20 protein-coding genes are annotated in these 24,370 nt (G+C 65.6%); 11 read left to right on the top strand and 9 right to left on the bottom strand.

Going from position 1 to position 24,370, the window contains the following annotated elements; genetic code table 11:
- Positions 1–30 precede the first annotated feature (30 nt).
- Complete coding sequence (locus IB229_RS08400) at positions 31–429, top strand: NINE protein (protein WP_192326835.1); 399 nt, start codon at positions 31–33, stop codon at positions 427–429.
- A 58-nt stretch (positions 430–487) separates the two neighbouring features.
- Here IB229_RS08400 and IB229_RS08395 read toward each other — a convergent pair whose 3' ends face one another.
- From IB229_RS08395 to gshB, 7 genes are all read right to left on the bottom strand, one after another.
- On the bottom strand, positions 488–1,759 hold the full coding sequence (locus tag IB229_RS08395; RefSeq protein ID WP_192326833.1) for a dihydroorotase: 1,272 nt from the start codon (positions 1,757–1,759) through the stop codon (positions 488–490).
- On the bottom strand, positions 1,759–2,760 hold the full coding sequence (locus tag IB229_RS08390) for an aspartate carbamoyltransferase catalytic subunit (protein ID WP_192326831.1): 1,002 nt from the start codon (positions 2,758–2,760) through the stop codon (positions 1,759–1,761). The genes IB229_RS08395 and IB229_RS08390 overlap by 1 nt, the downstream gene beginning before the upstream one ends.
- Positions 2,761–2,769: 9 nt before the next feature.
- Positions 2,770–3,279 carry a bifunctional pyr operon transcriptional regulator/uracil phosphoribosyltransferase PyrR gene (pyrR, locus tag IB229_RS08385; RefSeq protein ID WP_192326829.1) on the bottom strand — a complete coding sequence of 170 codons (510 nt, stop codon included), beginning with the start codon at positions 3,277–3,279 and terminating at the stop codon, positions 2,770–2,772.
- Positions 3,280–3,350: 71 nt separating this feature from the next.
- Positions 3,351–3,782 (bottom strand): Holliday junction resolvase RuvX, encoded by a 432-nt coding sequence (ruvX, locus tag IB229_RS08380; protein ID WP_192326827.1) that lies wholly within the window; start codon positions 3,780–3,782, stop codon positions 3,351–3,353.
- Positions 3,779–4,348, bottom strand: a complete 570-nt coding sequence (locus IB229_RS08375) for a YqgE/AlgH family protein (RefSeq protein WP_192326825.1) — start codon at positions 4,346–4,348, stop codon at positions 3,779–3,781. Before IB229_RS08375 ends, ruvX begins: the two co-directional genes overlap by 4 nt.
- Positions 4,349–4,412: 64 nt before the next feature.
- Positions 4,413–5,309, bottom strand: a complete 897-nt coding sequence (locus IB229_RS08370; RefSeq protein WP_192326823.1) for an energy transducer TonB — start codon at positions 5,307–5,309, stop codon at positions 4,413–4,415.
- A 56-nt stretch (positions 5,310–5,365) separates the two neighbouring features.
- Positions 5,366–6,328: a glutathione synthase gene (gene gshB, locus IB229_RS08365; protein ID WP_192326821.1), complete on the bottom strand. Its 963-nt coding sequence runs from the start codon at positions 6,326–6,328 to the stop codon at positions 5,366–5,368.
- Between the two features lie 247 nt (positions 6,329–6,575).
- Here gshB and pilG point away from each other — a divergent pair, with 247 nt between their 5' ends.
- The 10 genes from pilG (at position 6,576) to IB229_RS08315 (ending at position 21,924) form a co-directional block, all read left to right on the top strand.
- On the top strand, positions 6,576–6,983 hold the full coding sequence (pilG, locus tag IB229_RS08360) for a twitching motility response regulator PilG (RefSeq protein WP_183087485.1): 408 nt from the start codon (positions 6,576–6,578) through the stop codon (positions 6,981–6,983).
- Positions 6,984–7,028: 45 nt separating this feature from the next.
- On the top strand, positions 7,029–7,394 hold the full coding sequence (gene pilH, locus IB229_RS08355; protein ID WP_192326819.1) for a twitching motility response regulator PilH: 366 nt from the start codon (positions 7,029–7,031) through the stop codon (positions 7,392–7,394).
- Positions 7,395–7,440: 46 nt separating this feature from the next.
- Positions 7,441–7,977 carry a chemotaxis protein CheW gene (locus tag IB229_RS08350; protein WP_192326817.1) on the top strand — a complete coding sequence of 179 codons (537 nt, stop codon included), beginning with the start codon at positions 7,441–7,443 and terminating at the stop codon, positions 7,975–7,977.
- 84 nt (positions 7,978–8,061) lie between these two features.
- Entirely contained in the window at positions 8,062–10,104 is a 2,043-nt protein-coding gene (locus tag IB229_RS08345; RefSeq protein ID WP_192326815.1) for a methyl-accepting chemotaxis protein, read from the top strand.
- 68 nt (positions 10,105–10,172) lie between these two features.
- The gene (locus IB229_RS08340) at positions 10,173–11,036 is read left to right on the top strand and encodes a CheR family methyltransferase (RefSeq protein WP_192329337.1); all 864 of its coding nucleotides are present in this window, start codon (positions 10,173–10,175) and stop codon (positions 11,034–11,036) included.
- 22 nt (positions 11,037–11,058) lie between these two features.
- Entirely contained in the window at positions 11,059–18,873 is a 7,815-nt protein-coding gene (locus IB229_RS08335) for an Hpt domain-containing protein (protein WP_192326813.1), read from the top strand.
- A complete protein-coding gene (locus IB229_RS08330; RefSeq protein WP_192326811.1) occupies positions 18,866–19,888 on the top strand; it encodes a chemotaxis protein CheB in 1,023 nt (340 codons plus the stop codon). Before IB229_RS08335 ends, IB229_RS08330 begins: the two co-directional genes overlap by 8 nt.
- A 31-nt stretch (positions 19,889–19,919) precedes the next feature.
- Positions 19,920–20,402 (top strand): chemotaxis protein CheW, encoded by a 483-nt coding sequence (locus tag IB229_RS08325; protein ID WP_192326809.1) that lies wholly within the window; start codon positions 19,920–19,922, stop codon positions 20,400–20,402.
- A 7-nt stretch (positions 20,403–20,409) separates the two neighbouring features.
- Positions 20,410–21,198: an AraC family transcriptional regulator gene (locus tag IB229_RS08320; RefSeq protein ID WP_192326807.1), complete on the top strand. Its 789-nt coding sequence runs from the start codon at positions 20,410–20,412 to the stop codon at positions 21,196–21,198.
- Positions 21,199–21,309: 111 nt separating this feature from the next.
- A complete protein-coding gene (locus IB229_RS08315; RefSeq protein WP_192326805.1) occupies positions 21,310–21,924 on the top strand; it encodes a LysE family translocator in 615 nt (204 codons plus the stop codon).
- A gap of 23 nt (positions 21,925–21,947) precedes the next feature.
- Here IB229_RS08315 and IB229_RS08310 read toward each other — a convergent pair whose 3' ends face one another.
- Both IB229_RS08310 and IB229_RS08305 read right to left on the bottom strand, forming a co-directional pair.
- Positions 21,948–22,670, bottom strand: coding sequence for a 16S rRNA (uracil(1498)-N(3))-methyltransferase (locus tag IB229_RS08310; RefSeq protein WP_192326803.1), 723 nt, complete (start codon positions 22,668–22,670; stop codon positions 21,948–21,950).
- Between the two features lie 287 nt (positions 22,671–22,957).
- Positions 22,958–24,364 carry an adenosylmethionine--8-amino-7-oxononanoate transaminase gene (locus tag IB229_RS08305; RefSeq protein WP_192326801.1) on the bottom strand — a complete coding sequence of 469 codons (1,407 nt, stop codon included), beginning with the start codon at positions 24,362–24,364 and terminating at the stop codon, positions 22,958–22,960.
- Positions 24,365–24,370: the final 6 nt, after the last annotated feature.

Here is a 24,370-nt window from a genome sequence, read left to right as displayed (position 1 = left end):
GTCGCGCGGCATCATCAAGCGAGGGTTCATATGCAACGTCAGGACACGCACAGCAAGCTGATCGGTTATCTGCTGTGGATATTCGGCTTTCTCGGCGCGCACCGCTTCTATTACGGCAAGCCAGTGACCGGGACCATCTGGTTCTTCACCCTGGGTTTGCTGTTCATCGGCTGGATCATCGACCTGTTCCTGATTCCGGCGATGGACCGCGAGGCGGACCTGCGCTTTACCGCTGGCGACACCGACTACAACGTCGCCTGGATCCTGCTGACCTTCCTTGGTGTGTTCGGCGTGCACCGCATGTACCAGGGCAAGTGGATCACCGGGATTCTCTACCTGTGCACCGGCGGATTGTTCTTCGTCGGCGTGCTCTACGACTTCTGGACGCTGAACACCCAGGTGTCGATCAAGAACGCCGCGCGCGGTTGAATTGCCAGCGCATGAAAAGCCCGCCGAATGGCGGGCTTTTTTATGGCGGTGAGGCCGATCAGCTCTGGTAGCTGACTCGCCCGCCGACCAGGGTGTAGCGCACCTGCCCTGGCAGGCAGTGGCCGATGAACGGGCTGTTGCCACCCTTCGAGTACCAGGTTTCGCCGGCCAGGGTCTGCGCCTGATCGTCGAACAGCACCAGGTCGGCCGGCGCACCGGCGGCGATGCGCCCGGCAGGCAGGCGCAGGGCCTTGGCCGGGCCGGCGGTGAGGCGGGCGAGCAGGGTCGGCAGGTCGAGCAGGCCGTCCTCCACCAGGGTCAGGGCCAGTGGCAGGAGCAACTCGACGCTGCTGATGCCCGGCTCGGTCGCGCCGAATGGCGCCAGCTTGGCGTCCGGCTCGTGGGGCTGGTGGTGGCTGGCGATGGCGCCGATCACGCCGCTCTTCAGCGCTTCGCGCAGGCCGTCGCGGTCGAAGGCGGTGCGCAGCGGCGGTTGCACGTGGAAAAGGCTGGAGAAGCCCAGCAATGCCTCATCGGTGAGGATCAGCTGGTACATCGCCACGTCGGCGGTCACCGGCAGGCCGCGCGCCTGGGCGGCGGCGATCATCTCGGCGCCGCGGGCGCTGGTCAGCTGGCTGAAGTGCGCGCGCACGCCACTCTGCTCGACCAGCAGCAGGTCGCGGGCCAGGGCCACCGTCTCCGCCGTTTCGGGAATTCCGGCCAGGCCGAGGAAGCTCGCCGTGGCGCCTTCGTGGGCCAGGCCGCCGTCGGCGAGGTCAGCGTCCTGCGAGTGAAAGATCACCGTCAGGTCGAAGGTCGCCGCATATTCCAGTGCGCGGCGCAGGGTGCGGTTGTTGGCGAGCGGCGCCAGGCCGTTGGCGAAGGCTACGCAACCGGCGTCGCGCAGGGCGACCAGTTCGGCCAGCTGTTCGCCAGCGAGATTCTTGGTCAGCGCGCCGATCGGGAAGACCTTGGCGTGGCCGGCCTCCTGGGCGCGGTCGAGGATCAGCTCGGCCACGGCCGGGGTGTCCAGCACCGGTTTAGTCAGCGGCGGGCAGCACAGGCTGGTCACGCCGCCGGCAGCGGCGGCCAGGGTTTCACTGGCGATGCTGCCCTTACGGCTGTAGCCGGGCTCGCGCAGGGCGACGGACAGGTCGACCAGGCCGGGGGCGGCGATCAGGCCGCGGGCATCGATCTCGCGGTCGGCGACGAAGCCGTTCGGCGCCTGGTCGAAGGCGGCGACCTTGCCGCTCTCCAGGTACAGATCGCGGACCTGATCGCCGCCGCTGGCCGGGTCGACCACGCGGGCTCCGAGGATACGGGTACGCATCAGTTCTGCTCCTCGGCATTGAGTTGGCGCTGGGCATTCTGGCCACTCATGGCCATGGACAGCACGGCCATGCGGATGGCGATGCCGTAGGTGACCTGGTTGAGGATCACCGACTGCGGGCCGTCGGCCACCGCCGATTCGATTTCCACACCACGGTTGATCGGCCCCGGGTGCATCACCAGGGCGTCCGGCTTGGCCAGCTTGAGGCGCTGCTCGGTGAGGCCATAGAGGCGGTAGAACTCGCCCTCACTCGGCAGCAGGCCGCCCTGCATGCGTTCACGCTGCAGGCGCAGCATGATTACCACGTCGACATCCCTGAGGCCTTCGGCGAGATCGCTGTAGACAGTTACGCCGTACTGCTCGATGCCCACCGGCAGCAAGGTTTTCGGCCCGATAACGCGAATGTCCGGACAGCCCAGGGTCTTCAGCGCAAGCATGTTCGAGCGCGCCACCCGCGAGTGCAGGATGTCGCCGACGATGGCCACCGAGAGGTTCTCGAAGCTGCCCTTGTGCCGGCGGATGGTCAGCATGTCGAGCATGCCCTGGGTCGGGTGCGCGTGGCGGCCGTCGCCACCGTTGATGATCGCCAGGTTCGGGCACACGTGCTCGGCGATGAAATGCGCGGCGCCGGAGTCGGCATGGCGCACAACGAAGATGTCGGCGGCCATGGCTTCGAGGTTGCGCAGGGTGTCGAACAGGGTCTCGCCCTTGCTGGTCGAACTGGTCGACACGTTCAGGCTGATCACGTCGGCCGACAGGCGCTGGGCCGCCAGCTCGAAGGTGGTGCGGGTACGCGTGGAGTTCTCGAAAAACACGTTGCACACGGTCTTGCCGCGCAACAACGGAACCTTTTTCACCGCGCGGGCGCCGACTTCGAGGAAGGAGTCGGCGGTGTCGAGGATTTCCGTCAGCAGCTCGCGGGGCAGGCCGTCGAGCGAGAGGAAGTGGCGCAGCTGGCCCTGGTCGTTGAGCTGCAGCGAGCGCTTGGCGTCGGTGGGCATGGGCAGGCCTTAGGAATCAGAGAGAGTTTGCAGCTCGAGGGCGAGCGGCGCGGGGCCGAGCAATTTTACCCGTTCGTTGCTCGCCAGGGCGAGGGTCGCGCCCAGCACATCGGCGTGGATCGGCAGCTCGCGGGCGTCCAGGTCGAGCAGGCTGACCAGGGTCACGCTGGCCGGGCGGCCGTAATCGAACAGTTCGTTGAGTGCGGCGCGGATGGTGCGCCCGCTCATCAGTACGTCGTCGACCAGCACCAGGTGTGCGCCTTCGATCTCGAATGGCAGGTCGGATGGACGCACCTGTGGGTGCAGGCCGCTCTGGGTGAAGTCGTCACGGTAGAAGGAGACGTCGAGGGTGCCCAGCGGCGTGTCGAGCTCGAGTTGTTCCAGCAGGGCCTGGGCGATCCACACGCCGCCGGTACGGATGCCGATGAAGTTGGCCTGGGCGACGCCACGGCGCTGCAACAGGCTGCGCAGATCGTTCGCCATGCGTGGAAGCAGTTCGGCGGGGTTGGGCAGGGCCATGCGAGTTCCTCTCTGGCAAGTAAGCAGCGGTCTGTGGGGCGCCGCTGCAGAAGCAGCCGGTGCCGGCAGTGTCACGGGTTGTCGGCCAGCCAGCCTTCCAGCAGCAGGGCGGCGGCCAGGGCGTCGACCGGGTTGTCCCGGTAGCCGCCGCGCTGGCCCTGGGCCAGACGCTCGCCCTTGGCCTCGAAGGTGGTCAGGCGTTCGTCATGGGTGTGCACGGGCAGGTTGAAGCGACCGTTGAGGCGGCGGGCGAATTTTTCCGCGCGCTCGCTCATCTCGCTCTTGCTGCCGTCCATGTTCAGCGGCAGGCCTACGACGACGGCGTCCGGCTGCCACTCCTTGATCAGGGCCTCGACCTTTTGCCAGTCCGGCACGCCGTTCTGCGCTTTCAGTACACAGAGTTCGCGGGCCTGGCCGGTGATCACCTGGCCGACGGCGACGCCGATCTGCTTGGTGCCATAGTCGAAGCCGAGCAGCAGGCGTAGGGGCTTGGCGGTGCTCATGCGTGCCCGGCCTGGGCGGTGAGCAGGCTGAGGTTGACCCCCAGGCGCGCCGCGGCGGCCTCCAGGCGTTGCTCGGCCGGCAGGTCGAACAGTATCGCGTTATCGGCCGGGCAGGTCAGCCAGGCGTTGTCGACCAGCTCGTGTTCCAGTTGCCCGGCTTCCCAGCCGGCGTAACCCAGGGCGATCAGGTGCTTGCTCGGGCCGTGGCCTTCGGCGATGGCGAAGAGCACGTCCTGCGAAGTCGACAGGGCCAGCTCGCCCAGCTCCAAGGTGGCCTGGAACACATGGCCGGTGGGGTGCAGGACGAAGCCGCGATCGGTCTGTACCGGGCCGCCGGAGAAGATCGGCAGGTTGTGGCAGCGAGCCGGTGCGTCATCATCGGGACGCAGTTGATCGAGCACGTCGGCCAGGCTCAGGCCGCTGGGGCGGTTGATCACCAGGCCCATGGCGCCCTGTTCGTTGTGTTCGACCAGGTAGGTGACCGTCTGCGCGAAGTTCGGATCGGCCATGTGCGGCATGGCGATCAGAAAGTGGTGCTTGAGGTAGCTGGGCGCGGAATTTTTCATCGGCCTAGTTTCAAGCTTCAGGCTTCAGGCTTCAAGTGCGCTGGTGGCGCAGGTCATGCCGCCGTCAGTTGCTCGACAGGCGATCGCCGCGCTCGAAGCGCCAGGTGCGGATGATTTCCAGGCGGTCGAATTCCGCCAGGTCACCGGTGAACGGTGCGAACGGCGCGGCTAGGCGCACGATACGCAGAGCGGCCTGGTCCAGTGTCGGCTGCCCGGAAGGCTCAAGGACCAGCACTTCATACAGGCTGCCGTCGCGGTTGATCGATACCAGCATGCGCAGGCTGCCGTAGATGCGCTGGCGGCGCGCTTCTTCGGGATAGTTGAGGTTGCCGACGCGCTCGACCTTCTTGCGCCATTCGTCCTTGTACCAGGCGCCCTTGTCGCGCATGGTCGAGGCGGCGTTGAGGCGGTGGATCTTCGGGCGCTTGGCGTAGCGCTGCTGCTCCTGGGCCAGCTCGGCTTCCAGGCTGGCGATTTCCGAGGACAGCTGCGAACTGTCGAACACTGCGGCGGGCGGCGCTTCCTGCTCCTCGGTCTTGTTCTGCTCGCGTTTGGTCGGGGTTTTCTGCTGCTGTGGCGAGTGGGTGGCGAGGGCGGCCTTGGGCGCTTCCTTGCGTTGTGCCGGTGGCGGCGCAGTCGGCGGGGTGACGCGCTTGATCTCGGTGTCCTGGAAGATCGCCTTCTCGGTGGTCTTCGGCGCGGCCTTGTGGTCCAGCGTACCGCTGCCCTGCTGATCGTTCTGCGCCAGGTAGTCGGCTTCCTTCGGCGGTTTCTCGCTTTTGAAGGTGGACAGGGTGATTTCCAGGCTTTTGCTCAGGTTGCTGGGCTTGACCACGCTGAAGCTGACGCCAAGGATCAGCGCCAGGTGCAGCACGCAGGCGATGAGCAGGGTAAAGCCCAGCCGGTCCGCCGGGCGGACGCCGCTGCTGGGCAGTTCAGGCGGAAGGGGGGCTGCGTTCATCGTCGGTCGACAGGCATCAGGATGCCGCGCAGTCTGCCGAGGCGCCGATTAAAAGTCTATGAAGCACTGCGCGCTGCAAGCTTGTCGGCGATGGCGTCCATCAGCCGCTCACCGATGCGGGTATCGAAGGCCTTATCGATCTCGCGGATGCAGGTTGGGCTGGTCACGTTGATTTCCGTGAGGTGCTCGCCGATCACGTCGAGGCCAACGAACAGCAGGCCCTTTTCGCGCAGCACCGGACCGACTTCGGCGGCGATCCAGCGGTCGCGCTCGGTCAGTGGTCGGGCTTCGCCGGTGCCGCCGGCGGCCAGGTTGCCGCGGGTTTCGCCGACCGCCGGGATGCGTGCCAGGCAGTAGGGAATCGGTTCGCCATCGATCATCAGGATGCGTTTGTCGCCGTCCTTGATGCCCGGCAGGTAGCCCTGCGCCATGCATTGCTGGGTGCCGTGGGCGGTCAGGGTTTCCAGAATCACCGAGAGGTTGGGGTCGCCGACGCGATGGCGGAAGATCGAGGAACCGCCCATGCCATCCAGGGGTTTGAGAATGATGTCACGCTGCTGTTCGGCAAACTCGCGCAGAATGTCGGGCCTGCGGCTGACCAGGGTCGGCGGCATGCAGTGCGGGAATTGCGTGGCGAACAGCTTTTCATTGCAGTCGCGCAGGGCCTGGGGGCGGTTGACGATCAGCACGCCATCGCGCTCAGCCTGTTCCAGCAGGTAGGTGGAGTAGACGAACTCGTTGTCGAAGGGCGGGTCCTTGCGCATCAGGATCACGTCCAGCTCGGTCAGCGGGCTGTCCTGTTCGGCATCGAGTTCGAACCACTGCTGCGGATTGTCGAACACGCGCAGGGGGCGCATGCGAGCGCGAGCTTCGCCGGCATTCAGGTAAAGGTCGCGCTGCTCCATATAGAAGAGCGACCAGCCGCGCGCCTGGGCGGCAAGGAGCATGGCCAGCGAGCTGTCCTTCTTGAAACTGATCTGGGCGATGGGATCCATGACGATCCCTAGACGAACGCTCATCGAGGCAAACCTCCGCAACCGATATTTCCGGCAAGAATGGGCCGTGATGGCCATACTGGGATGCGCAAGGGTGGCGCTGGTGGCCTTGCCGGTCAAGGAAAACCCCGCAGGTTCGGAGGCTTATAGCTTGCATCTGGAGAGTGTGCTAAAAAGGCCCGACGATTGGGTCGCAGCCCGTCGCTGGCAGGGCCTCAGGCACGCTGATAACGTAAGAATAATGACTCACCGAGGCGATGGTAGGGCAGACATGGAACAGCATTCCGAGGGTTTGAAGGTCATGGTGATCGACGATTCGAAAACGATTCGTCGCACCGCTGAAACTCTACTGAAAAAAGTCGGATGCGAAGTCATCACGGCCGTTGATGGTTTCGATGCATTGGCCAAGATCGCCGATACCCACCCCAGCATCATCTTCGTTGACATCATGATGCCGCGTCTCGATGGTTATCAGACCTGCGCCCTGATCAAGAACAACAGTGCTTTCAAATCCACCCCGGTGATCATGCTGTCCTCCAAGGACGGTCTGTTCGACAAGGCCAAGGGCCGCATCGTTGGCTCTGACCAGTACCTGACCAAGCCCTTCAGCAAGGAAGAGCTACTCGGTGCGATCAAGACGCATGTCCCCGAATTCATCCCGGTGGAGCAAGCCTCCTGATTTCCGGCCACAAGCCGGTGAAGCCTTTAGCGTATGGGGAACTCCATGGCTCGTATTTTGATTGTTGATGACTCGCCTACCGAAATGTACAAACTGACTGCCATGCTGGAAAAGCATGGTCATCAGGTGCTCAAGGCCGAGAATGGCGCCGATGGCGTCGCACTGGCGCGTCAGGAAAAGCCTGATGCCGTGCTGATGGACATCGTCATGCCGGGCCTCAATGGCTTCCAGGCGACTCGTCAGCTGACCAAGGACGCAGACACCAGCCACATCCCGGTGATCATCGTCACCACTAAGGATCAGGAGACCGACAAGGTCTGGGGCAAGCGCCAAGGCGCACGCGACTACCTGACCAAGCCGGTCGACGAAGAAACGCTGATGAAAACCCTGAATGCGGTGCTGGCCGGCTGAAGCCGTCCAGTCCGTAGCCCCATAACAAGAAAAGGCCAAGGCCGGCATGTCGGACACGCAATCTCCCTTCCAGTCACTCCTCGCCATCGACCAGCGTTGTCGAGCGCTTGCTGCCGGCTTGCCGTCGCAGCAGCAGGCTGTACAGACCTGGAGTGGCATCGGTTTCCGGATGGGCGAGCGCCTGTTCGTGGCGCCGATGGGTGAGATCGGCGAAGTCCTGCACGAGCCTCGGCATACCTTGCTGCCTGGCGTCAAAAGCTGGGTCAAGGGCGTTGCCAACGTGCGCGGCCGGCTGCTGCCGGTGATGGACCTGTGTGGCTACTTCGGTTCCGAGCTGTCACCTCTGCGCAAGCAGCGGCGGGTACTGATCGTGGACCATCAGGAAGTATTCGCCGGGCTGACGGTCGACGAAGTATTCGGCATGCAGCACTTCCCGGTGGATACCTTCTCCGAGCAGTTGCCACCGCTGGAAGCCTCGATTCAGCCCTTTATCCATGGTGTGTTCCAGCGAGAACAGCCGTGGCTGGTGTTCAGCCCGCATGCGCTGGCCAGGCATCAGGGCTTTCTGGACGTGGCTATATAAGAGTTTTTGGTTGGGTCGGCATTTGCCGGCCCTTTGGCGTTACATGGGAACCGTAGTGCGGTCGGTCCAGGCGGGGGCCAGATAATGAATAAATTCAACGCAGGCAATCTATTGGCAGGTGTGCGCAGTAACACGCTGATCGCCGGACTGTTTATCGTCCTGATCATCTCCATCGTGTTGTTGTTCGCCAACTTCGCCTATCTCAACACCCAGTCGAACTACGACAAGGAATACATCAGCCACGCCGGTGAGCTGCGTGTACTTTCCCAGCGTATTGCGAAGAACGCCACGGAAGCGGCAACCGGCAAGGCCGAGGCCTTCCCGCTGCTGAAAGAGGCGCGCAATGGCTTCGAAGAGCGTTGGGGCTTCCTGACCTCCGGCGACGAATCGACCGGCCTGCCACAGGCGCCGGCTTCGATGCAGGCCGAAATGGACCAGGTGCAGAAGGACTGGGACAGCCTGCGCAAGAACGCCGACGCCATTCTCGCCAGCGAACAGACCGTTCTCTCCCTGCACCAGGTAGCCGCGACCCTTGCGGAAACCATTCCGCAGCTGCAGGTCGAGTACGAGGAAGTCGTCGACATTCTCCTGCAGAGCGGCGCACCCGCGGCCCAGGTTTCGGTTGCCCAGCGCCAGTCGCTGCTCGCCGAACGTATCCTCGGCTCGGTGAACAAGGTGCTGGCCGGTGACGATGACTCGGTACAGGCCGCCGACATGTTCGGTCGTGACGCCAGCCTCTTCGGTCGCGTACTCAAGGCGATGACCGAAGGCAACGCCGCCATGGAGATATCCAAGGTTACCGACCCGGACGCCCTTGAGCGCCTGGCCGAGATTTCCGAGCTGTTCCAGTTCGTGTCCGGTTCGGTGGACGAGATTCTCGAAACCTCGCCTGAACTGTTCCAGGTCCGTGAATCCGCCAGCACCATCTTCACCGACTCGCAGACCCTGCTGGACAAGGCCTCCGGTCTTACCGAAGGCTTCGAGAACCTGGCGACCGGCCGTTACTTCAACACCCTGGCGGGCTACGTGCTCGGCCTGCTCGCCCTGGCTTCGATCATCCTGATCGGCCTGGTGATGGTGCGTGAAACCAACCGCCGATTGGCCTCCACCGCCGAGAAGAACGAACGTAACCAGGCGGCGATTCTGCGACTGCTCGACGAAATCGCTGACCTCGCGGACGGTGACCTGACGGTAGCGGCAACGGTAACCGAAGACTTCACCGGTGCCATCGCCGACTCCATCAACTACTCCATCGACCAGCTGCGCGACCTGGTAGCGACGATCAACTCGACCGCTGTCCAGGTGGCCGCCGCCGCCCAGGAAACCCAGGCGACAGCGATGCACCTGGCCGAAGCATCCGAACACCAGGCGCAGGAAATCGCCGGGGCATCGGCGGCGATCAACGAAATGGCCGTGTCGATTGACCAGGTATCGGCGAACGCCTCGGAATCCTCCGCGGTAGCGGAACGTTCCGTAGCCATCGCCAACAAGGGCAACGAAGTCGTACACAACACCATCACCGGCATGGATAACATCCGTGAGCAGATCCAGGACACCTCCAAGCGTATTAAACGCCTGGGTGAATCGTCCCAGGAGATCGGTGACATCGTTAGCCTGATTAACGACATTGCCGACCAGACCAACATCCTCGCACTGAACGCCGCGATCCAGGCCTCCATGGCCGGTGACGCGGGTCGAGGCTTCGCCGTGGTAGCGGACGAGGTACAACGCCTCGCGGAACGTTCCTCCGCTGCAACCAAACAGATCGAGGCGCTGGTTAAAACGATTCAGACCGACACCAACGAAGCGGTTATCTCCATGGAGCAGACCACGTCCGAAGTGGTACGCGGTGCCCGTCTGGCGCAGGACGCCGGTGTGGCACTGGAAGAGATCGAGAAGGTATCCAAGACCCTCGCGGCCCTGATCCAGAACATCTCCAACGCCGCTCGCCAGCAGGCATCGTCTGCCGGCCACATCTCCAACACCATGAACGTGATCCAGGAGATCACCTCGCAGACCTCCGCAGGTACCACCGCTACCGCCAAGAGCATTGGTAACCTGGCCAAGATGGCCAGTGAGATGCGCAAGTCGGTATCCGACTTCACCCTGCCGGACGGTCAGGTCTAAACAGGAGACGGGCAGCGGCCTGAGCAGGTCGCCGCCCGAGGCACTCGGCCATGAGCGAGGGGCACGGCATGCAGCCAAGCGGCGTCTGGGCCTTGAAACCCCTGGCCGATATGTCGCAAGCGGAATTCCGCGACTGGCAGGCATTGCTCGAAGAGCGCACCGGTGTGGTGATCAACGAGCAGCGCCGGGCATTCCTGCAGACCAACCTGAGTGCGCGGATGCGCGAACTGGACGTCGCCGACTATGCCAGCTACTTCCGGCAGGTCACCGATGGTCCGCGTGGTGCAGTCGAGTGGTCGACGCTGCTGGATCGTCTCACCGTTCAGGAAACCCGCTTCTTTCGTCACCGCCCTTCGTTCGATGTGCTGGAAAGCTACCTGCGTGGCCGTTTGGCCACCGACGAGCAGCAGCAACCCTGGGCGTTGTGGAGCGTGGGCTGTTCGAGTGGCGAGGAGCCGCATTCAATGGCCATCTGCGCCGCCGAAGTGCTGCGCGAGTTGCAGAGTGATCAGACGTTCGGGGTGACGGGCACCGATATCAGCCTGAATGCCCTGAGCAAGGCACGCGAGGCCACGTATGGCGCGCGCCGCCTGGAGCAGATGGATGCCGACCTGTGCGAACGCTATTTCGTCGCCCAGCAAGACGGCCGTTTCAACGTAGTGCCGGACCTGGCGGCGCGCATCTGCTTCGCCAGGTTGAATGTGCTGGAACTGGGCAAGGCGCCCTTGACCGGCATGGACGTAATTTTCTGCCAGAACATGCTGATCTACTTCCGCCGCTGGCGGCGCCGCGAAATCCTCAACCGCCTGGCTGAACGCCTGGCGCCGGGAGGTTTGCTGGTCGTCGGGGTGGGGGAAGTGGTCGGTTGGCAACACCCGGACCTGGAGCCGGTTGCCGACGAGCGTGTGCTGGCGTTTACCCGCAAGGGCTAAGACAAGAATGATTGGAGTCGGTATGGGTGATCGGCACGACTATGTCGCCCTGGAGTGGGTCAAAGGCGAAATCGCGGAAACGCTGAAGCAGGCCCGTCAGGCCCTGGAGGCGTTCGTCGAGAACCCGCAGGACCCGACACGCATGCGCTTCTGCCTGACCTATGTGCACCAGGTGCATGGCACCCTGCAGATGGTCGAGTTCTACGGCGCGGCATTGCTCGCCGAGGAAATGGAGCAACTCGCCCAGGCGTTGATGGAGAATCGCGTGAGCAACCAGGGCGAGGCCCTGGAAGTGCTGATGCAGGCGATCCTGCAATTGCCGATCTACCTCGACCGTATCCAGAGCGCGCGTCGCGACCTGCCGATGGTCGTGCTGCCGCTGCTCAACGACCTGCGCGCCGCTCGTGGCGAGAAACTGCTGTCGGAAACCAGCCTGTTCTCTCCGGACCTCTCCGGGCGCCAGCCGGCACTGCCTTACGAATCCCTGGAAAAACTGCGCACGGCAGAACTGCCGGTACTGCTGCGCAAGCTGCGGCAGATGCTGCAGATGGCCCTGGTCGGGGTGATCCGCGGCCAGGACCTGGCGACCAATCTCGGCTACATGGCCCGTGTCTTCGCCCGCCTCGAAGCGCTGTGCAAGGACGCGCCGCTCGGCCCGCTGTGGCAGATCGCCTCGGGCATGGTCGAAGGCCTGGCCAATGGCAGCGTGGCCAATGGCGCCTCGGTGCGCACCCTGCTGCGCCAGGTCGACAAGGAGCTCAAGCGCCTGGTCGAGCAGGGCGCCGATGGCATCAACCAGTCGGCCCCGGATGACCTGGCCAAGAACCTGCTGTTCTACGTGGCCAAGGCGCCGGCACAGTCGCCGCGCCTGCGCGCGCTCAAGGAACAGTACCGCCTGGACGACGCCCTGCCCGACACCGAAGTGGTCGACGAAGAGCGTGCACGCCTGGCCGGCCCTGACCGCGACGCCATGCGTTCGGTGGTGGCTGCCCTGTGCGAAGAGCTGGTGCGGGTCAAGGACAGCCTCGACCTGTTCGTGCGCAGCGACCGCAAGCAGGTGGCCGACCTCGATGGCCTGCTGGCGCCGCTCAAGCAGATCGCCGATACCCTGGCAGTCCTCGGCTTCGGCCAGCCGCGCAAGGTCATCCTCGACCAGCTCGACGTGGTCCACAGCCTTTCCGTCGGCCAGCGCGAGCCGAGCGATGCGGTGCTGATGGATGTCGCCGGCGCCCTGCTGTACGTCGAAGCGACCCTGGCCGGCATGGTCGGGCCGAGCGACGACAACCGCAACGAACAGAGTCACCTGCCGACCACCGATGTCGCGCAGATCCACCAACTGGTGATCAAGGAAGCGCGCACCGGCCTGGAACAGGCCAAGGACGCGATCATCGAGTTCATCGCCTCGCAGTGGAACCATGAGCACCTGGCCCGCGTGCCGGAGCTGCTGACCCAGGTCCGTGGTGGCCTGGCGATGATTCCGCTGGCGCGTGCCGCGGCGCTGCTGCAGGCGTGCAATCGCTATATCCAGGAACAACTGCTGGCGCGCAAGGCCGTGCCCAACTGGCAGAACCTCGACACCCTGGCCGACGCCATCACCAGCGTCGAGTACTACCTCGAACGTCTCGCCGAGGACCACGCGACCCAGGGTGACCTTATTCTCGATGTGGCCGAGGAAAGCCTGGAAAGTCTGGGCTACCCGCTCAAGGAAAAGCCGTCGATTCTCGACCGCGTCGAGTCCGAGGAGCTGTCGTTCGCCCCGCTAGCCGACCCGATGCACGACATCGAGGTGCTGGCCGCCGAAATCCCGCAAGCCCACGAAGCCGAACTGGCAGTCGATGAGCTGGCGTCGGATGGGCTACAAGCGAGCGAATTCGCCGAGCTGTCCCTCGACGCATTCAGCGTCGAAGCGCTCGCTGCAGAACCGGAAACCCTCGAGCTGGCCCCGCTGATCGACGCTGCTGTCGAGCCGGAAGACGAACTGAGTGGAGAGTTCGCCGCGCTGGATGAAGCGCCGAGCGAAGTGCTGGCCAGCGATGACAACTGGGGTCTGGGCGAGATCGAACTCGCCGATGCACCGTCGGAAGAGACCATCGATTTCGGCCTGGTGACGCCTAGTGGCAGTGTCGAAGAGCTGCCTGCCTTCGATTTCGACGAGCTCGAGCCGCTCGACGCCCCGCTTTCGAGCGGTGCCGATCTGCCGCTGGAAACCCTGAGCCTCGACGCACTGGAAGAGGCGCCGACGAGCTGGGATGCCGCCGAGTTCGCCATGGAGCTGCCGGAAGTCGAGCTGCCCAGCGCGCTGATCGAACCGGTTGCCGAGCCCGAAGCGGAAAAACCGCTGTCCATGGCCGATGTCATGGCCGCACCGGTGCAGGCGATCAATCCGCCGGCGCAGGACGTGCCGCCGAGCCTGTTGCCGCCGCCAGCCGACGAAGAACCGATCGACGAAGAGCTGCTGGAAGTCTTCGTCGAGGAAGTTGCCGAAGTTCTGGAAACCATTGGTGACTACCTGCCGCGCTGGTGTGCCGACACCACCGACAAGGATGCCCTGAGCGAAATCCGCCGGGCGTTCCACACCCTCAAGGGCAGCGGCCGAATGGTCCGCGCGCTGGTTATCGGCGAGCTGGGCTGGTCGATCGAGAACCTGCTCAACCGTGTGCTCGACCGCAGCATCCAGCCCGACGAGCCGGTGCAGCAGGTGGTCAAGGATGTGGTCGCGCTGATGCCGGCGCTGGTCGAAGAGTTTGCCAACAAGGCCCAGCGCCAGCGCGACGATGTCGACCTGCTGGCTGCTACCGCCCATGCCCTGGCTCGTGGCCTGCCACCGCCCGTGGCGGCCGCTGCGTCTGCGGGTGTTGAAGCGCCGGCCGCACCTGCCCCCGAGTTGGACGAGTTCGATGGTGAGCCACTCGACCCGCAGCTGCTGGAGATTTTCCGCAACGAAGCGGAAACCCACCTGGATGCCCTGGTCGGCTTCCTCGCCGACTGTGCCCAGGAACTGCCGCAGCCGGTCACCGACGATCTGCAGCGTGCCCTGCACACGCTCAAGGGCAGCGCCTACATGGCCGGCATTCTGCCGATCGCGGAAATCGCCACACCGCTGGAAAAACTCGCCAAGGAATTCAAGGCCAACCTGATTCCCATGGATCTGGCCGAGGCCGAGGTGCTGCACCGCGCCGAACGCCTGTTCCGCATTGGCGTGGAGCAACTGGAAAGCCAGCCGCTGGCCACGATTCCCGGTTCCGCCGAGCTGCTCGCCGATGTGCACAAGCTGCACCAGGAACGCCTGGACAGTGCCGAACTGGGCCGCCAGGACGAGCAGGGCGAAGCCCGTGATCCGCAACTGATTTCGATCTTCCTCGCCGAAGGCATGGACATCCTGCTCGACGCCGAGGACCTGCTGCACAAATGGCGCGAACACCCCAGTGAACAGCAGGAGCTGAGTGCCCTGCTGGATGAGCTGACCACCCTCGGCCGCGGCGCCCAGATGGCCGAGCTGCCGCAGATCGACGAGCTGTGCCAGGCTCTGCTGGCGCTGTACAGCGCCGTGCAGGACGGTCGCCTGGCGATCAGCGAGCGCTTCTTCAGCGAAGCCGAAGTCGCCCACGAAGCCCTGATCGGCATGATGGATCAGGTCGCCGCCGGCCTCGAGGTCGACCCGCAACCGGAGCTGGTCGCAACGCTGCACGGCCTGCTGGGCGAAGCCCTGGACCCGGCCGCCTTGGCGCTGCTGGATCTGCAGGCCCCGAGTGGTCTCGAAGTCATCGAACTCGACGAGGCCGAGCCGACCGAATTCAACATCGAAGAGACCCCGCTGGAGGCGCCGACCTTCGAGGTCGTCGAGCCGCTACCGGTCGTCGAACCCGAGCCGCTGCCGATTTTCGAGGCCGATGAGCCTGTCGGCAGCATGCCGGAGAACCTCGACGAGGAAATGGTCGAGATCTTCCTCGAGGAAGCCGTGGATATCCTCGACAGCGCCGGGCAGGCCCTGGATCGCTGGTTGGGTGAGCCCGACAACAACATGGCCCTGTCGTCGCTGCAGCGTGATCTGCATACCCTCAAGGGTGGCGCGCGCATGGCCGAGATCCGCGCCATCGGCGACCTCGCCCATGAGCTCGAATCCCTGTACGAAGGCCTGGTCGACCGCCGCTTCAGCCACTCGCCTTACCTGGCCGGTCTGTTGCAGCAGAGCCACGACCGCCTGGCCGTACTGCTCGAGCAGCTGCAGGCCAACCGCCCGCTGAGTGACTCCACGACCCTGATCGAGGCGATCCGTGCCTTTCGCCAGAGCGGCGGAGCACCGAGCCTGGCGCTAGTCGCGCCGCTCGCCCAGCCTGTTCTCGAAGCCGAAGCCGAAGCCGAAGCCGAAGCCGAAGCCGAAGCCGAAGCCGAAGCCGAAGCCGAGTCGCCACTGCCGGTGCTGGACGATACGCCGGGCCTGCAACTGGAGGAAGTCCAGGCCGATAGCACGCCGAGCGATTCGCCGGAAATCGATCTGGGCGAGCTCGCCGACGTCGACTTCGTTGCACCGGATCTCGGTGATCTGCCGGCCCTGAACAGTGACGAGTGGACGGACGCCGCCGACGCGGCGCAGCCGTTCGTGGCCGAAGAGCCGAAGTTGCAGGACCTGCCCGAGCTAAGCCGTGAAGAGTGGTCGCTGGATGGTGCCCTGCCGGAGCTCGGCAGCGAGGACCTGGAGGCGAAGGACGCGGATCTGTCGCCGGTTGGCGAGCAGGCCGAACAAGGCGCTGCGCCGGACGCGGACAACTGGCTGGAGGACGCACCTGCCGCCGAGGCCAGTGAGGCCCTGGACAGCGAGCCGCTCGATCATCCATCCGATTCGCCGCTGTTCGCCCAGCCCGAGGCCGAAGCGGCCGCGCAGAGCGTGGAAGAACAACTGGACGCCCCGCAGTTCGATGCCTGGGCCAGCAGCGAGGCCGCGGTTGAAGTGCCCGTGGAGCCTGCCCCGGTCGAGCCGCTCGGGCAGACCTTCGACGCGCCTGTCGTTGCTGCGCAACCCGCGGCGCCTATCGATGACGACCGTGACCCCGAGCTGGTGGAAATCTTCCTCGAGGAAGGCTTCGACATCATCGAAAGCGCCGGTGGTGCCCTGCAGCGCTGGATGGGTGACGTCAACAACACCCTCGAGGTCGAGTCGCTGCAACGCGATCTGCACACCCTCAAGGGCGGTGCGCGGATGGCCGAGATTCGTGAGATCGGCGACCTGGCCCACGAACTGGAATTCCTCTACGAAGGCATGGGCGACGGTCGCCTGCGTGCCGGCCAGGATCTCTTCGGTCTGCTCCAGGCCTGCCATGATCGCCTGGCGGAAATGCTCGAAGCGGTGCGTGATCAGCGTGCCGTGCCCGATGGCACGGTGCTGATCGAGACCATTCGGCGCTTCCGCGCCAACCCCGATGAACAGCTGAGCATTCCTTCCAGCGTGCACCTGCAGCCAGTGGCCGACGAGGACGACGGCGCCGAAGCCGACATCCTCGACATCTTCCTGGAAGAAGCCGATGACCTGCTGGAGGCCATGGAGAGCGCGGTCGGTCGCTGGGAGGCCAGCCGTGAAGACGGCGCGGCCATCGACGACATGCTGCGCATCCTGCACACCCTCAAGGGCGGTGCACGCCTGGCCGGTCAGAAGCGCCTCGGCGACCTGACTCATGATCTCGAGCAGCACCTGACCGAGGCCCAGCAACAGGGCGCGCCCTGGCCGGAAAGCTTGTTCCTCGACGTGCAGTCCGGCTTTGAAGGGCTGCAGAAGGAGCTCGATCAACTGCGTCAGCGCCTCGACGACAGCGCTGCGGCCGATGCCGCCCTGCCGGTCGAAGAGGTTGAGCCGCAGGCACCGAAGCCGGTGACCCTGAACACGCCGATCGTGGCCGCCAGCAGCGTGCCGCAGGGCAGGCAGGAGCTGCGCGTGCTGCCGTTCGTCCAGCGTGCGGCCGAAGCCGCCCTGGAAGCCGCTTCGCGTCGCGCGCCGCAGGAGCTGGTCAAGGTCCCGGCGGAACTGCTCGAAGGCCTGGTCAACCTTGCCGGTGAAACCTCGATCTTCCGCGGTCGTGTCGAGCAGCAGGTCAGCGACGTCGGCTTCACCCTCGGCGAGATGGAAGCGACCATCGAGCGGGTGCGCGATCAGCTGCGTCGCCTCGACATCGAAACCCAGGCGCAGATCCTCAGCCGCTACCAGGCCGAGGCCGAGCGTGCTGGTTACGAAGACTTCGACCCGCTGGAAATGGACCGTCACTCGCAGCTGCAGCAGCTGTCGCGCGCGCTGTTCGAGTCCGCGTCCGACTTGCTCGACCTGAAGGAAACCCTCTCCGCGCGTAACCGTGACGCCGAGACCCTGCTGCTGCAGCAGGCGCGGGTCAACACCGAGCTGCAGGAAGGCCTGATGCGCACGCGCATGGTGCCGTTCGACCGCCTGGTGCCGCGTCTGCGTCGCATCGTGCGGCAGGTGGCGGGCGAGCTGGGCAAGCAGGTCGAGTTCCACGTCGGCAACGCCGAAGGCGAGATGGACCGTACCGTTCTCGAACGTATCGTCGCGCCGCTGGAGCACATGCTGCGCAACGCCGTCGACCATGGCATCGAGCCGGGTGAGGTGCGCCGCGCCAACGGCAAGTCCGAGGTCGGCAACATCCGTCTGAGCCTGGGTCGCGAAGGTGGCGACATTCTCCTGACCCTGGCCGACGACGGCGGCGGTATCAAGCTCGACGCGGTGCGCCGCAAGGCCATCGAACGCGGCCTGATGGATGCCGATTCCGACCTCAGCGACCACGAGGTGCTGCAGTTCATCCTCGAGGCCGGGTTCTCCACCGCCGAGAAGGTCACGCAGATTTCCGGGCGTGGCGTCGGCATGGACGTGGTGCACTCCGAGGTCAAGCAGCTCGGCGGCTCGATGAGCATCGAGTCGACGGTGGGCGAGGGCACCCGCTTCCTCATCCGCCTGCCGTTCACCGTGTCGGTCAACCGTGCGCTGATGGTGCTGTCCGGTGAAGACCTGTACGCCATCCCGCTGAACACCATCGAAGGTATCGTGCGCGTCTCGCCGTACGAGCTGGAGGCCTACTACGCGCCGGATGCCCCGCGCTTCGAGTACGCCGGCCAAGCCTACGAACTGAAGTACCTCGGCGACCTGCTGAACAATGGCCAGCAGCCCAAGCTGATCGGCCAGAGCCTGCCGCTGCCGGTGATCCTGGTGCGCTCCAGCGAGCACGCCGTGGCGGTGCAGGTGGACAGCCTGGCCGGCTCGCGCGAGATCGTGGTGAAAAGCCTCGGCCTGCAATTCTCCGGCGTGCACGGCATTTCCGGGGCGACCATCCTCGGTGATGGCCGCGTGGTGGTGATTCTCGACCTGCTGGCGACCATCCGTGTGCGCCATGCGCACCTGCTCGGTCAGCAGCAGCCACGTCTGGCCAGCCAGGCGCCGCAGACCGCCGCCGAGCTGGAAGCCGACCGCCCGACCCTGGTCATGGTGGTCGACGATTCGGTCACCGTGCGCAAGGTCACCAGCCGCCTGCTCGAACGCAACGGCATGAACGTGCTGACCGCCAAGGACGGGGTCGACGCCATCGCTCAGCTGCAGGAGCACAAGCCGGACATCATGCTGCTCGACATCGAGATGCCGCGTATGGACGGTTTCGAAGTCGCCACGCTGGTGCGCCACGATGAGCGCCTCAAGGACCTGCCGATCATCATGATCACCTCGCGTACCGGTGAGAAACACCGTGAGCGGGCCATGACCATCGGCGTCAACGAATACCTGGGCAAGCCGTACCAGGAATCCGATCTGCTCGAAAACATCCAGAAGTTGGTCAAGCGCCATGAGTGATAGTCGCCCCGCAGCAAGGATTGCCGTGATCGCCGATACCTCCCTGCAGCGCCATGTGCTGCAGCAGGCGCTGTCCGGCAATGGCTACCAGGTGGTGTTGAACAGCGACCCGGCGCGCCTCGACGAGGACGCCCTGGCGGCCTGCGAAGCCGACCTGTGGCTGGTCGACCTGGCGCAGTCGGAAGACTCCCCGCTGGTCGACAGCCTGCTCGAGCGTGGCAACACGCCGGTGTTGTTTGGCGAGGGACATGCCCCGGAGCGCCATTCGGAGAACTACCCACGCTGGGAGCGCAGCCTGTTCGGCAAGCTCAAGCGCCTGGTCGGCGATCCGGCCCAGGCCGTGGGCCCGAGCCTGGAGGCGTTGCTTGCCGAGGCGCAGCGGCCTGGCCGCCTGGAGCTGCCGGCGGTGCTGGCGGACACGCCGCTGGTGGCCGGCGAACCGGCCAAGCAGGTGTGGCTGCTGGCCGCCTCGCTGGGCGGCCCGGCTGCCGTCAAAGCCTTCCTCGATGCGTTGCCTGGCGGTCTGCCGATCGGTTTCGTCTACGCCCAGCACATCGACGCCAGTTTCGAGAGCGCGTTGCCGCAGGCCGTTGGCCGGCACAGCCAGTGGCACGTCAACCCGGTACGTCGCGCTGATTCGATTCGCTGCGGCGAAGTGATCGTTGCGCCGATCAGTCATGAGCTCGGTTTTGCCGAAGACGGCGTAATGCAGGTGGCCGACCGCAGCTGGCCGGAACCCTACAGCCCGTCCATCGACCAGATGATGCTCAACCTGGCCCAGCAGTTCGGCGCCAACTGCGGTGTCATCGCCTTCAGCGGCATGGGCAGCGATGGCAGTGCCGCCGCCGCCTACGTGCGCCGTCAGGGTGGCCAGATCTGGACCCAGCGTGCCGACAGCTGCGCTTGCCCGAGCATGCCCGACAGCCTGCGCGAAGGTGGCTACAGCGCCCTCAGCGGCGACCCGCGCGAGCTGGCCGAAGCCCTGGTCAATCATCTGGCGGGCCAGTGCGCCTGACGCACGCCTGCCGCCGTAACAGGATCGACTCATGAGCCAAGCCCCGAACACTCCTGCCGTCAGCAGCAACAGCGTGAGCACCCTCACGGCATTGCTGGTGCCGCTGGCCGATCGCACCCTGCTGCTGCCCAACGTGGCAGTGGCCGAGCTGATTCCCTACCGCGTGCCACAGGTCACTGCCGGCCTGCCGGCCTGGTTCCTCGGCCAGGTCGCCTGGCGCGATCTGCAGTTGCCGCTGCTGTCGTTCGAGGCCGCGTCCAATGGTCAGCCGCAGATCGGCCCGGGTGCGCGGGTGGCAGTGATCAACGCCATCGGTGGGCGTGATCAGGTCAAGTTCCTCGCCCTGCTGGTGCAGGGCATTCCGCGTTCGCTTAAGGTCGACGGCAACCTGGCGCGCTCCAGCGAGCCGCTGGCACCGCTGGAACTGGACGCGGTGCAGCTCGGCGAAGCCGTGGTGAAAATTCCCGACCTGATCGGCCTGGAGCAGAAGCTCGCCGACGCCGGGCTGATCTGACCCCGCGATGACCGCCCTGCGCCACGCGGTGGTCGGCGCAATCGAAGTGGCCAGCAGCAACGGCCACGGCCAGCGCTTCGACAAACACAGCCACGATGAATTCGTCATCAGTGCCAACCTGTTCGGCAACGAGCAGGTGTGGCTCGATCGCCGCAGTTTCAGCGCCGATGCCGGCAGCATCACCACCTACAATCCCGGACAGATCCAGGGCGGCGGTGTGGCCGAGGGGCAGCCCTGGCACTTCGTCAGCCTGTATGTGGCGCCGGATGTGCTGGCTCATGGCCTGGGCCTGGCGCAGCTCGAGTTCGCCCAGCCGGAACGCCATCTGCCGGCATTGGCTCAGCACATGGCGCAGGTGGTGAGCGCCAGCCTGAGCGAGGATGACTTCCTGCGCGAGCGTGCCGAGGAGCGTCTGCTCCTGCTGCTCGGCGAGATCGTCCGGGCCGGCAGGGTGCGCTTGCCCCAGGCGGCGCCGGTCGGGCGTGAGCCGCTGGCGCGGCTGCAGGAGTGGCTGGCCGCGGACCTCGCCCGTCAGCCGAGCCTGGACGAGATGGCGGCCTACCTGGGGCTGTCGAAATTCCACTTGCTGCGCAGCTTCCAGAAGCACGTCGGGCTCAGCCCGCGGCAGTGGGCGATGCAGCTGCGCACCCGTCGCGCCCAGGGGCTACTGCGCCGAGGCGTGGCGGCAACCACGGTGGCGCATGTGCTCGGTTTCGCCGACCAGAGCCACCTGAACCGGCATTTCCGCGCCGCCTATGGCATCTCGCCGGGACGCTTTCAGCGCACAGTGCGCTAGCCCTTGTCCCTGGGGTTATCGACAGCGGTTCGCCCTGCGGTGCAATCCTGTTCAAGTCAGCGTACTGCGCGGCGACGACACTGACAGCCCTGCCTGCTGGAGCCTTTCCTGATGTTCGCAGTGTTCTTCGCCGCCCTGCTGTTCGGTTTCGCCTTCTGCCTGTCGCCCGGCGCGGTACTGGCGGAAACCCTGCGCCGCGGGCTCAACCATGGTTTCCGGGCGGCCCTGCTGGTGCAGTTCGGCTCGTTGATTGGTGATGCGCTATGGGCGCTGATCGGCCTTACCGGCCTGGCGCTGCTGCTCAGCCACGAGACGGTGCGGGTGCCGTTGACGCTCGCCTGCGCCGCCTATCTGGCCTGGCTGGGTTGGCAGAGCCTGGGTGATGCACGGCGCCCGGCGCAGGTATTGGAGGCGCTGCCGGAGCAGGCCGGGCGCGGAGCGTTCCTCGCCGGTGCGGCGATCTCGCTGTCGAACCCGAAGAACCTGGTGTACTGGGGCGCGCTGGGCAGTGCGCTGGCGGGGATCGTCGACGGCGTGCCGAGTCAGGCGCAGGCGCTGGTGTTCTTCACCGGCTTCATGCTGGCGTCCGTGTTGTGCTGCTTCATCAGTGCCGGGTTGGTGGAATGGTTGCGCCGGTCGGCGGCGCCAGTCTGGCACCGGGTCAGCCATGCGATCTGCGGCGTGCTGCTGTTCGTCCTCGCGGGGCTGGCGTTGCGCGGGCTCTGACTCGTAGGGTGCGCCATTCGCCCCTACGAGAAGTCGCCCCATAGCTGCTGGGCCACGGCCAGCGCCACCACCGGTGCGGTTTCGGTGCGCAGCACGCGCGGGCCGAGGCGTGCGGCGTGGAAGCCGGCGGCTTTGGCCTGTGCGACTTCGCCGTCGCTGAGGCCGCCTTCGGGGCCGATGAGAAAAGCCAGCGTGGTCGGCCGTGCATGGCTGGCCAGCGGTTCGGCGACCGGGTGCAGGACCAGCTTGAGGTCGGCATCGCTCTGCTGCAGCCAGTCGGCCAGCAGTATCGGCGGGTGGATGACCGGCAGCACCGAGCGGCCGCATTGCTCGCAGGCGCTGATCGCCACCTGACGCCAATGGGCCATGCGCTTGTCGGCGCGCTCGTCCTTGAGGCGCACTTCGCAGCGCTCGGAGACGATCGGGCTGATCTGCGCAGCGCCCAGCTCGGTGGCTTTCTGGATCGCCCAGTCCATCCGCTCGCCGCGTGACAGACCCTGGCCGAGGTGCACGTGCAGTGCTGATTCGGCCTGGCCGTTGAATTGCTCGCGCAGTTCGACGCGCACGTTCTTCTTGCCCACTTCGATCAGTTCGCCGAGGTACTCCTGGCCGCTGCCATCGAACAGCTGCACAGCGTCGCCGGGTGCATGGCGCAACACGCGGCCGATATAGTGGGCCTGGGCCTCCGGCAACTCGTGCTGGCCGAGGGAGAGCGGGGCGTCGATGAAGAAGCGGGATAGGCGCATGGGACGAGGACCTGGAGCAGAGGTGCGCATTCTAGCCGCAGGGTGCGCCGCGCGCACCGGGGCGTGGCGGTGCGCATGGCGTATTGAAGGGCTGCGCGGGAGGCGCAGGCTGGACGACGCCTCCCCCCCGACCTGTCATCTAGATCGCGGCGGTGATGGTTCCCACGCTCCTGCGTGGTACCCCATCCGGGGACGCTCCGCGTCCCGCCGACGTGGGGCATCGGCTGGGCAGGTTCCCACGCGGAGCGTGGGAACGATCAAGTGATTGGCACTTGGCGACCGGTTGCTTAGCCCGGGTCGCGGTGATTGGGGTGCAGGTCGCTGTGCACGGCCACGCTGACGGAGGTGCGGGTGGCGATGTCGATACCTTCGCTGGCCACCTCGGCGAGAAAGTCGATCTGCTCCGGGGTGATCACGTACGGCGGCAGAAAGTACACCACGCTGCCCAGCGGGCGCAGCAGGGCACCGCGCTCCAAGGCGTGCTGGTAGACCTGCAGGCCGCGGCGCTCCTGCCACGGGTAGGCGGTTTTGCTGGCCTTGTCCTGCACCATCTCGATGGCCAGGGCCATGCCGGTCTGGCGCACTTCGGCCACGTGTGGGTGGTCGACCAGGTGCGCGGTGGCGCTGGCCATGCGCGCGGCCAGCGGCTTGTTGGCCTCGATCACGTTGTCCTGCGCGAAAATGTCCAGGGTTGCCAGGGCGGCGGCGCAGGCCAGCGGGTTGCCGGTGTAGGTGTGCGAGTGAAGGAAGGCGCGCAGGGTGGCGTAGTCGTCATAGAACGCCTGGTACACGGTGTCGGTGGTGAGCACCGCGGCCATCGGCAGGTAGCCGCCGGTGAGGGCCTTGGACAGCACGAGGAAGTCCGGGGTGATGCCGGCCTGCTCGCAGGCGAACATGGTGCCGGTGCGGCCGAAGCCGACGGCGATCTCGTCGTGAATCAGGTGCACGCCATAGCGGTCGCAGGCTTCGCGCAGCAGCGTGAGGTACACCGGGTGGTACATGCGCATGCCGCCCGCGCCCTGGATCAGCGGTTCGACGATCACCGCGGCGACTTCGTGGTGGTGCTCGGCCAGGGTCTGCTCCATGGCGGCGAACAGTGTGCGCGAGTGTTCTTCCCAGCTCACGCCTTCGGGGCGCAGGTAGCAGTCCGGGCTGGGCACCTTGAGCGTGTCGAGCAGCAGCGATTTGTAGGTGTCGGTGAACAGCGCCACGTCGCCCACCGACATCGCCGCCACGGTTTCGCCGTGGTAGCTGTTGCTCAGGGTGACGAAGCGCTTCTTCTGCGGCTGCCCGCAGTTGAGCCAGTAGTGGTAGCTCATCTTCAGCGCCACCTCGATGCCCGAGGAGCCGTTGTCGGCGTAGAACACCCGGTCGAGGCCGGCTGGGGTGATCTGTACCAGACGCTCGGACAGTTCGATCACCGGCGGATGGGTGAAGCCGGCGAGCATCACGTGTTCGAGGCTGTCGAGCTGATCGCGGATGCGCTGGTTGATGCGCGGGTTGCCGTGGCCGAAGACGTTGACCCACCAGGAGCTGACCGCGTCGAGGTAGCGCTTGCCGTCGAAGTCCTCGAGCCATACACCGTCACCGCGCTTGATCGGGATCAGCGGCAGGCGCTCGTGGTCCTTCATCTGCGTGCAGGGGTGCCAGAGCACGGCCAGGTCGCGCTGCATCCACTGGGCATTCAGGCTCATCGCGAG

The organism is Pseudomonas sp. PDM14, assembly GCF_014851905.1.
Classification (GTDB): domain Bacteria; phylum Pseudomonadota; class Gammaproteobacteria; order Pseudomonadales; family Pseudomonadaceae; genus Aquipseudomonas.
The sequence above is the reverse complement of the archived record's forward strand: the minus strand, read 5'-3'. Positions and strand labels throughout refer to the sequence as shown.